This window comes from Hasllibacter sp. MH4015, from assembly GCF_020177575.1.
GTDB lineage: Bacteria > Pseudomonadota > Alphaproteobacteria > Rhodobacterales > Rhodobacteraceae > Gymnodinialimonas.
Map to the genome: position 1 here is coordinate 2895168 of NZ_JAHTBK010000001.1, position 13230 is coordinate 2908397.

Annotated in this window: 11 protein-coding genes; 1 reads left to right on the forward strand and 10 read right to left on the reverse strand. The window is 63.9% G+C overall.

The window, feature by feature from the left end:
- Positions 1-3: 3 nt before the first annotated feature.
- From KUW62_RS14765 to KUW62_RS14795, 7 genes are all read right to left on the reverse strand, one after another.
- On the reverse strand, positions 4-1590 hold the full coding sequence (locus tag KUW62_RS14765) for a GMC family oxidoreductase (protein WP_224816229.1): 1587 nt from the start codon (positions 1588-1590) through the stop codon (positions 4-6).
- Between the two features lie 9 nt (positions 1591-1599).
- Complete coding sequence (locus KUW62_RS14770) at positions 1600-2310, reverse strand: 3-ketoacyl-ACP reductase (RefSeq protein ID WP_224816230.1); 711 nt, start codon at positions 2308-2310, stop codon at positions 1600-1602.
- Complete coding sequence (locus tag KUW62_RS14775) at positions 2307-3770, reverse strand: GMC oxidoreductase (protein ID WP_224816231.1); 1464 nt, start codon at positions 3768-3770, stop codon at positions 2307-2309. The genes KUW62_RS14770 and KUW62_RS14775 overlap by 4 nt, the downstream gene beginning before the upstream one ends.
- Positions 3771-3849: 79 nt before the next feature.
- The gene (locus tag KUW62_RS14780; protein WP_224816232.1) at positions 3850-4965 is read right to left on the reverse strand and encodes an ABC transporter ATP-binding protein; all 1116 of its coding nucleotides are present in this window, start codon (positions 4963-4965) and stop codon (positions 3850-3852) included.
- A 5-nt stretch (positions 4966-4970) separates the two neighbouring features.
- Entirely contained in the window at positions 4971-5852 is an 882-nt protein-coding gene (locus KUW62_RS14785; protein ID WP_224816233.1) for a carbohydrate ABC transporter permease, read from the reverse strand.
- On the reverse strand, positions 5852-6760 hold the full coding sequence (locus KUW62_RS14790) for a carbohydrate ABC transporter permease (RefSeq protein ID WP_224816234.1): 909 nt from the start codon (positions 6758-6760) through the stop codon (positions 5852-5854). The genes KUW62_RS14785 and KUW62_RS14790 overlap by 1 nt, the downstream gene beginning before the upstream one ends.
- Before the next feature lie 87 nt (positions 6761-6847).
- Complete coding sequence (locus KUW62_RS14795) at positions 6848-8098, reverse strand: ABC transporter substrate-binding protein (RefSeq protein WP_370632900.1); 1251 nt, start codon at positions 8096-8098, stop codon at positions 6848-6850.
- 238 nt (positions 8099-8336) lie between these two features.
- Here KUW62_RS14795 and KUW62_RS14800 point away from each other — a divergent pair, with 238 nt between their 5' ends.
- A complete protein-coding gene (locus tag KUW62_RS14800) occupies positions 8337-9377 on the forward strand; it encodes a LacI family transcriptional regulator (protein ID WP_224816235.1) in 1041 nt (346 codons plus the stop codon).
- On the opposite strand, the gene KUW62_RS14805 is transcribed toward KUW62_RS14800, so the two are convergent.
- Genes KUW62_RS14805 through KUW62_RS14815 form a run of 3 tightly spaced genes read right to left on the reverse strand, consistent with a single transcriptional unit; the run spans position 9368 to position 13230 of the window.
- Entirely contained in the window at positions 9368-10891 is a 1524-nt protein-coding gene (locus KUW62_RS14805) for an aldehyde dehydrogenase family protein (RefSeq protein ID WP_224816236.1), read from the reverse strand. The genes KUW62_RS14800 and KUW62_RS14805 overlap by 10 nt on opposite strands.
- Positions 10892-10894: 3 nt before the next feature.
- On the reverse strand, positions 10895-11662 hold the full coding sequence (locus tag KUW62_RS14810; RefSeq protein WP_224816237.1) for an enoyl-CoA hydratase/isomerase family protein: 768 nt from the start codon (positions 11660-11662) through the stop codon (positions 10895-10897).
- Positions 11659-13230: an acyl CoA:acetate/3-ketoacid CoA transferase gene (locus tag KUW62_RS14815; protein WP_224816238.1), complete on the reverse strand. Its 1572-nt coding sequence runs from the start codon at positions 13228-13230 to the stop codon at positions 11659-11661. The genes KUW62_RS14810 and KUW62_RS14815 overlap by 4 nt, the downstream gene beginning before the upstream one ends.

Here is a 13230-nt window from a genome sequence, read left to right on the forward strand (position 1 = left end):
GGCCTATATCCCGTGATCTTCGCGGATCATGTCGGCGGCTTTTTCGCCGATCATGATCGTGGGCGCGTTGGTGTTGGAGGAGACAACGTTCGGCATAATGGATGCATCGGCGACGCGGAGGTTTTCGATCCCGTTGAAGCGCAGACGCGGCGTGACCACGGCGCTGTCGCCCGGCCCCATGGCGCAGGTGCCCGCGCAATGGTGCGAGGTCTTGGAATGCTGGCAGATGAAGTGGAAGTAATCGTCGTCGGTTTTGACATCGGGGCCGGGGAGTCGCTCGGCCTTGATGAAGGGTTTCAGCGCGTCTTGGGACAGGATTTCCTGCGTCAGCTTGAGGCCGCGAATGGACATCTCCCGGTCTTGCGGGTCGGCGCAATAGTTCGGGTCGATCAGCGGGGCCTTACGCGGATCGGCGGATTGCAGGCGCACGCTGCCGCGCGACCGGGGGCGGAGGTAGCACGAGTTCAGGGTCACACCGCCTTCGGGCATTGCTGCAACCCCCGCCTCGATCCCCGTGCCGAGGCCTAGGTGGAATTGCAGATCGGGGGAACGGGCGTCGGGGTCGGCGTACCAGAAGCCGCCCGTCTCGAAGAGGGAGGATGCGACGGGGCCTTTGCGCGTGAACATGTATTGCAGACCGGCGAGCGCGCTCAGGTGCGGCTTGGCGAAGCGGTCATAGGTGTGGGGGCCTGAAACCTCGGCAATGCAATAGAGGTCGAGATGGTCTTGCAGGTTGCCACCCACTTGAGGTTGGTCGAGCAGAACGTCGATACCAAGCGCGCGAAGGTCGTCGGCGGGACCGATGCCGCTGAGTTGCAGGAGGCGGGGCGAGCCGATGGCCCCTGAAGACAGAATGACCTCGGTTCCCGCGTGGATTAGAGAGCGGTCGAGCATTTCGACACCAACGGCCCTGCCCCTGTCTAACAGCATGCGCCGCACTTGCGCGCCGAGTTTCACGGTGAGGTTCGGGCGGCGTTTGTTCGGGTGAAGGAACGCCATCGCGGCGGAGGACCGGCGGGCGTTCTTCTGGGTCAGCTGGTAATAGGCGGCGCCTTCCTGCACGTCGCCTGTGACGTCTTCGTTGAACGGAATGCCGACCTCTTTAGCGGCCTCAAAGTAAGCCTCGCAGATCGGAAGGGGGGCGGCGGGTTTTGAGACGCCGAGGGGGCCGTCTTGGCCGTGATATCGGCCCGAGTAAGTGTCGTTGCCCTCGGATTTTCGGAAGTAGGGGAGCACGTCTTCATAGCTCCACCCCTCGCATCCCTTCTGTCGCCATTCGTCATAATCGAGCGGATGGCCGCGCGTGTAGATCTGTGCGTTGATGGCCGATCCGCCGCCGATCACTTTCGCCTGAGTGTAGGTGAAGACTTTGTTTTGCATATGCTTTTGGGGCGTCGTGCTCCAACCCCAAGACGCGATGCCCTTGGTCATCTTCGCAAAGCCCGCGGGCAGGTGGAAGAACGGATGGCGGTCGGAGCCGCCGGCCTCCAACAGGCAGACGGAGACGTTCGGATTTTCGCTCAGGCGCGAGGCGATCACGGACCCTGCGGACCCGCCGCCGATGATGAGGAAATCGTAGGATTCGGACATGGGCGCTTTCTACAGGCGGTGGATCGACAGACCGCCATCGACGGGGATCTGCGCGCCGGTCGCGAAGGCGAAATCGCCGCGCGCAAGGGGGACGATGACTTGGCCGATATCGGCGGGCTGGCCCCAGCGGGCGGCGGGCACGATCTGCGGGATACGGTCGGTGTAGCTTTCGGCGACGGGCGCGGTCAGGGGCGTTTCGATGATGCCGGGGCGGATGTCGAACACGCCGATATTCTCGGGCGCGAGGCGGGCGGCGAAGGCCTGGGCCAGCATCGCGGTGGCGGCCTTGGAAGTGCAATACTCGGCACGGTCGGGGCTCACCATGGTGGCGCTGACGGAGGTGATGAACGTCAGAGAACCGTAGCTGTCGGACGGATCGGCCAGCATCCGGCGGGCAACTTCTTGTGCAAGAAAGAACGCGCCGCGCGTGTTCACGGCCATGCAACGGTCGAAGCTTTCGGGGCTCATGTCGAGGAGGTCGCCGCTGTGAAGCGCGCCGACGCCGGCGTTGGAAACGAAGGTGGTGATGGGGCCTGTTGCGTCGAGAAGTGCAGGGATCGCGTCGAGGTCGCGGACGTCGTGCTGGTGGTAGGTGGCAGGGAACGGCATCGCGGCCTCGGGTTGTTCGGAGGCCACGGCAACCTCCCACCCCGCCGCGTGGAGCGCCTGCGCGATGCCAAGGCCGATGCCTTGCTGGCCGCCGGTGATGAGGGCTTTCATTGCACCAGTTCCTTTTGTTCTGCTGCTTGGCTGCTTGATGTCTCCTTGAGGTGGTCCGCCTGCCGGAGTGCCAGCGCGGCGATGGTCAGCGACGGGTTCACGGCGGCGGAAGTGGGCAGGAGCGAGGCGTCGCAGATATAGAGGTTCTCGAGGTCATGCGCCTTACCGATCGGGTCGCAGACCGAGGTTGTCGGATCGTCCCCAAGACGCGCCGTGCCGCATTGGTGGGAGGGCGTGCGGCGATCAAAGGCCTTGGAGAGGACGATGGGGAAGCCTGCCTTCCTGAGCGTTGTCTTGAACTTGGCGACCAGGGCGAGGTGCGCATCCCAGTTGGAGCGTTTCCAGTCGAGCACGATGTCATCGCCCCGGATGGTCACGCGGCTGTCGGGGTCGGGAAAGTCCTCGGACATGGCATAGAAGTCGATGGATCGGTTGGCGATCACGGCCGCAACGGGCTTTGGCAGACCGGTTTGCGCGGCGAGGATGGGGGTGGAGACACGGCCCAGAAGTTGCACGTTACCGAGGCCATCGAGATACCAATCGTTGATCTGGAGCGTCTTCTGGTAGACCGCGCGGTTGCGCCGGTGGCTGAGCGCCAAGACGGCGCTGGCATTGTGGTTCATGAAATTGCGGCCCACCTGATCTGAGCGGTTGGCGAGGCCATTGGGATGCGCTTCGGTCGCGGAGGTCAGCAGAAGCGCGGCCGTGTGGACGGCCCCGGCGGCAATGACGATCCGCGGCGCGGTGAACCGACCGGCGGAGGTGAGGAGGCCGGTGACACGGGTGCCATCGGATTCGATCCGGCGGACAGTGACGCCGGTGCGCAGGGTGATGTTCGGGTCGTCGAGGGCCGCTACGAGGGCCGCGCTTTCGGCATCGAGTTTGCCGCCATTGGTGTCGGGATGCGCATCCCAAGGGGTCTGGCCGCGGCTGAGCCAACGGTCGAGATCGACGGCAAGCGGAAGGGGCGATGGGGTCAGGCCCGCGCGTTTCAGGCGTCGGGCAAGGTCGGCTATGTCAGCCTCGTGGGGGATGGGCGGGTGCGGATAGGGGGCGTCGTGGGGCGGCTCCGTCGGGTCGATACTGGCATCGCCACGCACCTGGAACAGCCCCTCAGCCCGCGTGTAGAAGGGCGCAAGCGTGGCGTGGTCGATGGGCCAGTGCCGCGCGAAATCAGCCTCCCGATAGCGCATCATGACCGCGCCGTAGAACTTGGAATTGCCACCGACATAGGCGTAGTTGCCGGGGTTGAACCGGGTGCCATCGGGGGTCAGCCACGTCTCGTCCGGGCGGAAATGGCCGCGCTTGAAAATGGCGTCGGGGTCGCGCGCCTCCGGGCTGTCATGCAGAAGCTGGCCGCGCTCAATGATCAGCACGCGCAGGCCCGATCCCGCCAGCCCTGCGGCCAGCGTCGCGCCCCCCATGCCGGAACCGACGATGATGATATCTGCGTCGCTCATTACCCACTCTGCGTATAACTGGAACGTTCCAATTCCAAGCGAAAAATCAGCCCGGACACTGCTGCGCCCGGGCCGATGGTCAGGCGATACGGTCTTCGGTCTTGGGATCGAACAGAACCGCCTTGTCCATGTTCACCGCGAATTCAAAGGGTTGGTTCGGGTGGACATCGGCGTCCGCGCGCATTCGTGCGATGCAATCCTTGCCCGAGAGCGTGGTGCTGACGAAGGTGTCGGCGCCCGCGGGTTCGGTCACGCTGACGGTGTTGGTCAGCATCTGGATGTTGCGCGCGTTGCGGTCGGCCCCTTCGGGGTCTGTGATCGCCTCGGGCCGGATGCCGAGCATCACCTCCTTGTTGAGGTAGGCGCGATAGGCCTCCGGTGCGCTTTCGATGCGCAGAAGTTGGTCCTGCCCCTCGGCCCCGGTGATCTGGGCGTGGATCGCGCCGTTCATCTCCACCAGTTTGGCGGAGAGGACGTTCATCGCCGGGCTGCCCATGAAAGTGGCCACGAACAGGTTGGAGGGGTTGTCGTAGATCTCCTTCGGCGTGCCGAGCTGCTGGACGTAGCCGTCATACATGACCGCGATGCGGGTGGAGAGAGTCATCGCCTCGATCTGGTCGTGGGTGACGTAGACGATGGTGGTGCCGAGCTTCTGGTGCAGCTTCTTGATCTCGGTCCGCATGTCGACGCGCAACTTTGCGTCGAGGTTCGAGAGCGGCTCATCGAAGAGGAACACGTCGGGGTCGCGGACCAGCGCGCGGCCCATGGCGACGCGCTGACGCTGACCGCCCGAGAGCTGACCAGGTTTGCGATCCAGCAGGTTCTCGATCTGGAGCAGTTGGGCGACATCGGCCATGGCCCTGTCGCGCTCGGCCTTGGGGGTGCCCTGCATCTCTAGCCCGAAGGTGATGTTCTTGCCCACGGTCATGTTGGGGTAGAGGGCGTAGGACTGGAACACCATGGCGATGTTGCGCTTGGCGGGGGCGATGTTGTTCACGACCCGGTCCTTGATCGCGATCTCGCCGGAAGAAATCCCCTCAAGCCCCGCGATCATGTTCAGAAGCGTGGACTTGCCGCAGCCGGACGGGCCGACGAGGACGAGGAACTCCCCCTCCTCCACCTGGATGTCGACCTTATGGAGAACCTCCACCGCGCCGTAGGATTTTGTGACGTTGTTGATGTCGAGAAATCCCATGGGACTTATCCTTTTACGCTGCCGGCCATCAGACCGCGCACGAAATAGCGGCCCGCGACGATGTAGACGAGGAGTGTGGGGCCGGCGGCCATGATGGCGCCGGCGAAATGGACGTTGTATTCCCGCACCCCGGTGGAGGAGTTGACGAGGTTGTTCAAAGCCACCGTCATCGGGGCCGCACCGCCGGAGGCAAAGGACGCGCCGAACAGGAAGTCGTTCCAGATATTGGTGAACTGCCAGATGCAACAAACCGCGATGATCGGGCCGGACGACGGCAGCATGATGCGCCAGAAGATCTGGAAGAACCCGGCCCCGTCGATCTGGGCCGCGCGCACAAGCTCCGTCGGGAAGGCGGCGTAGTAGTTGCGGAAATAGAGCGTGGAGAAGCCGATGCCGTAGACCACGTGAACCAACACCAGGCCGGTCGTGGTGCCCGCGATGTCGAGAATGCCGAGGATGCGCGCCATCGGGATCAGGACGATCTGGAACGGGATGAAGCAAGAAAAGAGCAGCAGGCCGAAGATCCAGGTCGCGCCCCGGAAGTGCCACTTGGTCAGGACATATCCGTTCAATGCCCCCAGCACGGTGGAGATGGCCACCGCTGGCACCGCCATGGCGATGGAGTTTATGAAGTAGGGACGCAGGCCCGTGGGCTCCACCCCGATCTGGGCGGTGGACCAGGCGGAAAGCCACGGCTCGATCGTCCATTCGCGGGGCAGCGCGATCATGTTGCCCTCGGTGATTTCGGACAGGGGTTTCAGCGAATTCACCAGCATGATCCCGAAGGGCAGCAGGTAGAACAGCGCGAACAGCAGCAGCACGAGGTAGATGAACATCCGCGTGACGTTGGAAGAGCGCATCGCGTTATCGGAGGAGGCAATGGCCATCACTTCTTCTCCCGCAATTCGGCGTAAAGGTAGGGCACCATGATCGCGGCGATGGTCATCAGCATGATGACGGCGGACGCCGCGCCGATGCCCATCTGATCGCGCGTGAAGGTGTAGGAATACATGAAGGTCGCGGGCATCGCCGTGGCATTGCCGGGCCCGCCGCCGGTCAGCGCGATCACAAGGTCATAGGACTTGATCGCGAGGTGGCTGAGGATGACGAAGGCGCTCAGGAAGGCCGGGCGCAGCTGCGGCAGGATGATCCGGCGATACATCTGGAAGTTCGACGCTCCGTCCATCTGGGCCGCTTTCAGGATCTCGTTGTCGATCCCGCGCAGGCCCGCCAGGAACATCGCCATCACGAAGCCCGACGATTGCCAGACCGCGGCGATGACGATGGTATAGACCGCCATGTCGCGATCCTTGATCCAGTCGAATTCGAAATTCTCGAACCCCCAGAGATGCATGGAGTGTTCGATCCCGATGCCGGGGTCGAGGAACCATTTCCACGCCGTGCCCGTCACGATGAAGCTGAGCGCCATGGGATAGAGGAAGATCGGGCGCAGGATGCCTTCGCCGCGGATCTTCTGATCGAGGAAGATCGCCAATGTCAGCCCGATGATTGTGGAGATCACGATATAGAGCGACGCGAAGACGAAGAGGTTGGAGACCGCGATGTCCCATTCTCGGATGCGGAACAGGCGGTCGTAATTCTGCCAGCCCACCAGATCGAAGCTCGGCAACATGCGGCTTCCGGTGAAGCTGAGATAGACAGTGAAGGCGATGAAGCCGTAGACGAAGATGACCATGATCGCGAAAGACGGCGCGAGGACGATCTTCGGCAGCCATGTCTGTAAACGCGTGCGGAAATCCGCACCGCTGTCCAGCATCGGATCGGTGGCGGCCATGGGGCCTCTCCTTCACTCGGGGTGGATTTGGCGCGGGCGGACCCGCAAGGGTGGACCGGCCCCGATCGGGGCCGATCCGGGAGGACGTTACTGGGCCAGTTCGACCGCGGTGACCATTTCGGCCGCGGCGGTTTCGGCATCGTACTCACCGTTGAAGTGCGCGGTGATCACATCATACATCGCGTTCTGCACGGACGGCGGGTTCGCGTGGCCATGGGCCATGGAACCGAACAGGGTGCCGTTTTCACCGGCAGCCGCCAGATCGGCCATTGCTGCCTGACCGCATGCGTCGAAGGCAGACGGGTCGATGTCGGTCCGCGCGGGGGCGGAGCCTTTGACCACGTTGAACGCGATCTGGAATTCCGGGCTCATCACGGCGGATGCCATGGCAAGCTGCGATTCCTGATCGGATTCATCTTCGACGTTGAACATCGCGAACTGGTCGGAGTTGAAGGTCACGGTGCCCTCGGAGCCCGGGACGCGGAAGCACTGGAATTCCTCGCCAGCCGTCAGGCCCGCATTGACGAATTCGCCCTTCGCCCAGTCACCCATGATCTGGAACAGCGCCTCGCCGTTGATGACCATCGCCGTGGCGAGGTTCCAGTCACGACCGGAGAAGTTGTCATCCACGAAACCGCGCAGGGTTTCCATGCGGTTGAACGCTTCGACCATTTCCGCGCCACCCAGCGCCTCCGGGTCGAGGTCGACGAAGGCCGCTTGGTAGAATTCCGGGCCACCGGCGCCCATGGCGACCGAGTCGAAGATCGTGGCGTCCTGCCAGGCCTGACCACCGTGGGCGAGCGGCGTGTAGCCAGCTTCCTGAGCGGTTTCCATCGCGGCGACGAAATCCTCCCAGGTCTCGGGCTGTTCGATGCCAAGCTCTTCCATCAGGGCGGTGTTAGCCCAGACCCAGTTGGTGGAGTGAACGTTCACGGGTGCGGCGACCCAGTTGCCCTCATACGTGGAGAACCGCTGAAGCGCCTCGGGCACGACCTCGTTCCAGTTCTGCTCTTCGGCGAGGGCGTTCAGATCGGCCAATGCGCCTTCCTCGGCCCAGTTCTGGATCGCGAAACCGAGCATCTGCACGGCGGTCGGCGGGTCGCCTGCGGTGACGCGGGCACGCAGGACGGTCATGGCGTCGGAGCCACCGCCACCGGCCACGGGCATGTCGGTCCAGCCGACACCGCCCCCGGCGAGGTCTTCGCGCAGGACGTTCAGGGCAGCCGCTTCACCGCCGGACGTCCACCAGTGCAGAACCTCGACTTCCTGCGCCACAGCGGCGGAGGTGCCAAGGGCCAGAACGGCCGCACCGGTGTAGAATTTTCTCATCATGGTCATTTGATTTCCTCCCATTTGACCGATCCCCTTTTCGGGGCTGCAGAAATTAAAACGTTATAAATCGGGTTGAAGTCAACCAGAAATTGTCCTTTTCTTGCGCAACGATCGCTGCGGAACAGCATGTTTCATTGTGTATTTTCCGCAGCGCAGCATGTGCTGCGTCGAAAACAGCGCTATTGAAACGTTTGAAATCTCGCGCAATATGGGGCGAGATGCAACCTGAAGGCGACCTTGCGCGATGACTGGCGAACCCGCGGACACCAAAACCGCGCCAAGTGGCGAGAAACCGACCTTGCGCAGCCTGGCGGAGGCGACCGGGTTCTCCGTGGCGACGATCAGCCGGGCGCTTGCCAACGATCCGCGAATCGCGGCCAAGACGCGCGCCAAGGTGTCGGAGGCAGCGAAGGCGGCCGGCTATGTCCCGGACCGGGCCGCGCGGCGCTTGCGGACGGGGCGCACCCAGGTCGTGACGCTTTTGCTGAATACCGAGCACGAATTCCTGGGCTTCACCCACGAGTTCCTTTCGGGCATGACGGACGCTTTGCGCGGCACCGGGTATTCCGTCAATGTCGTGCCCGATCACGTGGGCGAGGATCGCCTTGCCCCGGTCCGCAACATCTTGCGCAATCATCTGGCCGACGGGATCCTGTTCACCCGGACGGAGGCGTTCGATCCCCGCGTTCGCCTGATGATGGAGGCCGATTTCCCCTTCGTCAGCCACGGCCGGACGGAATTCACCGCGCCGCATCCTTACGTCGATTTCGACAACGAGGCGTTTGCGCGGGCCGCCGTGGCGCGACTTGTTGAGAAGGGGCGCACACGCCTGTCCCTCATCTTGCCGGAGGATCGGTTCACCTTCACCCAGCACCTGCGCTACGGCTTCATGAGCGCCGCGCGGGAGGCCGGTGTGGACCACGAAATCGTGGCGGGCGTGACGCTTGACAGTTCCGCCGCCGAGATCGCGGAGGCGATGCGTCGAAGCCGCGACAGCAGCGCACCGCCCGATGGCTATGTCTGCGTGGGGGAGGTGACGGCCCTTGTCACCCTGTCCGCTCTGGCCGATAGCGGCGCGGTTCTGGGCCAGGACGCGGACATTTTCGCCAAGCGCGCCTCGCCCATCTTCGACAACATCCGGCCGCGCATCGACACGGTCTTCGAGGATCTGCGGGAGACCGGGCGCAAGATGGCCGAGATGCTTCTGCGCCGGATGCAAGGCGAGCCGCCCGAGACCCTCACCCACATGTTGCTGCCGGATTTCGAGCGGATGCATCATGTTTGAGCCACCCAGGGCTGGCGCGTGTCGCCGATGCGCATCTGGACGGTCTTGACCTCCAGAAATTCATCGAGTCCGTAGCGGCCCAATTCGCGCCCCTGCCCGCTTTCCTTGACGCCGCCGAAGGGCATTTCGGGAAAGCCGTCCATCCATGTGTTGGTCCAGATCGTGCCCGCCTGCGCGCGCCGCGCGAAGGTCAGGCAGGTGGACATGTCGCGCGACCACACCCCGGCGCTGAGGCCATAGGAAGCATCGTTGGTCAGGTGCAGCGCCTCGTCCATTGTACGGAAGGTCAGGACCGACAGGACCGGGCCGAAAACCTCATCACGCGCGATGGCCATGTCCGGGCGCAGGTTCGTGACGACCGTAGGCTGGTAGAATTGCGCGCCAAGGCCGTCGACGGAGAGCGTGTCGCCGCCCATTGCCACCTTGGCCCCGTCCGCAACGGCGTCCTGTACGTAGCCATCAATCTTGGACAGATGTTCGGGCGAGATGATCGCGCCCACTTGGGTTTTCGGGTCCAACGGATCGCCGAAGGGCACTTTGCGCGAGAGCGCCACAACCTTCTCGGTCAACGTGTCCGCCACGTCTTCATGCACGATAATGCGGCTGCCGGAATTGCAGCATTCGCCGGCGTTGAAATAGACGCCGAAGGTGATGGCATCGGCAGCCTGATCCAGATCGGCATCGGGGAAGACGACCTGCGGGTTCTTGCCCCCAAGCTCCAGGCTGACCTTCTTGAGCGTCCCACTGGCCGCTGCCGAAATTCGTTTTCCGACGCCAGTAGAGCCGGTGAAAGACACCATGTCGACCCGAGGATCGGTGGAGAGGATCTCGCCCACGGGATCGCCGAAGCCCAAGACAATATTGGCGACGCCCGCAGGCAGGCCTGCATCGATCAGCAACTCGCCCAGAATGCAGGTTGTCGACGGTGTCAGTTCCGACGGTTTGACCACCGCAGTGCAGCCCGCGGCCAGCGCGAAGGGCAGCTTCTGGCTGACGATCAGGAACGGGAAATTCCACGGGCAGATGATGGAGACGACGCCGATGGGTTCCTTGAGGACGACGCCGAGCATATCCGGCCCGAGACTGTTGTGGCTGTCGCCGTGGATCATCCGCGCGAGGCTGGCGGCGTAGCGCCAGAGGTCGGCAGCACCCGCAATTTCCGCCTTGGCCTGAGTGATCGGCTTGCCGGATTCGAGTGTTTCCAGAAGGGCGATGCGGTCCAGGTCCCGTTCGATCAGGTCGGCGACCTTCAGCAAGATCGCGGCGCGCGAGGCACCGCTGGAAAACGCCCAATCGCCTGTATCGAATGCCCTGCGGGCGGCGGCGATTGCGGCCTCCACCTCTGGCTTGGCGCCCTTGGCTGCGGAGCTGACCAGCGTGCCGTGCGCGGGGGAGTGACGATCCGATGTCGCGCCGTTCGCGCTGTCCACCCACGCGCCGTCAATCAGATGCCGGGCCTTGAACGCGGCGGGGATAGTCGCGCCACTGGCGGGGATAATCGTCAGGTCATTCATCGCTCAATCCCCGGAAAAATCTGGTTTGCGTTTTTCTTTGAAGGCGCTCACGCCCTCTGCCCGGTCGCCGGTCGCCCCGATCATGCCGCCGCCCAACGCCTCGATCATTGCCGACCGGTCCTCCCCAACGCTTGCGTGGATCTGGTATTTTGCAACCTCGCGGGCGCGGGGGGAGGCTGGCGTGGCGTGCTTGGCCATGGCAAACGCGGTCGCCAGCGGCGTGTCGGAGACGTCCGCCACGAAGCCCATGGCCAGCGCGCGGTCGGCAGTGAGACGGCGACCGAACAGCGCCATTTCCTTGACCACCGGTTCCGGCAAAAGGCGCAGGAGCCGCGTGTTACCGCCCCATCCCGGAACGATGCCGACCTGCGCTTCGGGCAGGGCCAGGGTGGCATCGGGGGCCATGATGCGGACATCCGCACATGCGGCGAGTTCGAGGCCGCCGCCAAAGGCATGGGCGTGGATCACCGCGATGGTCGGTATCGAGAGGCGGGCGAAGCGATCGTAAATCCGGTGGCCTTCGCGGACCCAGTTGCGCGCGAAATCCGTGGGCGTCAGGTCGCCCCATCCCGTGATATCCGCCCCGGCGCAAAAGGCACGCTCCCCCGCGCCAGTCAAGATCACGGCACGGATATTCGGGCTGCGCTCAAGTGTGGCGCAAGCCTGTTCGAGCTGCGCCAACATCTCGACCGTCAGCGCGTTCAGCTTCGTCGGATTGTCGAGCGTGATGCGGGCGGTGGAGCCGTCGATATTCAGGTGAACGGCACTCATATCTGAAGGCCCATCTTCGCGTCCCGGAGCAGGGAGAGTGGCATGGTTGCAGCGTCCTCTGCAATGGACACGCGGCCTTCGCTCGCCTTCACGATGTCGCGCTGCGGGTCGATGCCCGGCATGATTTCATGGGCGACGAGGCCATTGTCGCCAAGGCGCATAACACAGCGCTCGGTGACGTAGAGGACGTCCGCCATGCGGGCTTTCGCGCGGCGGCCCGCGAAGGTGACGTGCTCCACCGCGTCGACCATCTTGGTGAACTTGCCGGGTTTGGTGACGTGCAGGCCTTGGTTGGTCAGCTCCAGCTGCGCGCCGGCCTCGAAATATCCGCTGAAGACGATCTTTTTCGCATGCGCCGTGATGTCGACGAAGCCGCCACACCCCGCCGTCAGGTAGGGCTTTTTGCCGAGCTTGGAGACGTTCACGTTGCCGTCCACGTCGACCTCCATGAAGGACAGGAACGACACGTCGAACCCTCCGCCCTGGAAATAGGCAAACTGATTGGGGGACGGCACGAAAGCGTCGGCGTTCGACGCACAGCCAAAGGCGAAGCCGGTGAGCGGCATCCCCCCAACGGCGCCTTGTTCGATGGCCCAGGTGACGGCATCGTGGGCGCCTTCTTCCAAAAGAATGCGCGGCACCATGGCGGAAATACCGAAGCCCAGATTGGCAGTCTGGCCCCGAGATAGCTCCATCGCGGCGCGACGGGCGATAATCTTTTCGACACCGTGGTCCGCGAACGTGAAAGACGACCACGGCCGCATGACTTCGCCACTGATCGCGGGGTCGTAGGGGGTTTCGGTGGTCTGCTTCTGGTCGGGGGCAATGACGATCAGGTCCACGAGATGCCCCGGGACATGAACGTCGTGGGGGCGAAGGGAGCCCGCGGCAGTTACGCGTTTGACCTGCGCGATCACCAGCCCGCCATAGTTGCGGGTGGCGATGGCCTGGTCGAGACCGCCCAGATACGCGCCCTCATGCTCGTAGGTCAGGTTGCCGTTCTCATCGGCGGTCGTCGCGCGGATGATGGCGACGTCGGGGACAATATTGGGGAAGTGGAGCCATGTGTCGCCCGCGAATTCGGTGCGGTGGACGATGGGGGCCTTGGCTGCGCTGTCGTTCATCGCGCAGCCTTCGCGGATCGGGTCAACGAAGGTCTCCAGCCCCACTTGCGTCAGCACACCCGGGCGGCGTGCCGCGACGTCGCGGTGCATGTCGAAGAGGATGCCGGAGGGGACGTTATACGCCGCCACGCGGTCGTCGACGACCATCTGCCAGATCGCGGGCATGGGCAGGGAGGACGGGCCAGAGGGGTAGGAGCCGCCGATGATCCGCGCCAGCAAGCCGTCCTTGGCGATGTGGTCCACGCCTTTCACGCCATACATGTCGCCTGCCGCGATGGGGTGGATTGTGGTGAGGTTTCGCGGTGCGCCCTCCGCATCGAAGCGCTCACCCAGCGCCTGCAAGACGACATCCGGGCAGCCGAGCGCGGAGGAGCTGGAGACGGTCACAACCGCATCGTCCTTGATGCGGGCGACCGCGTCGGACGCAGAGACGATCTTCGACAT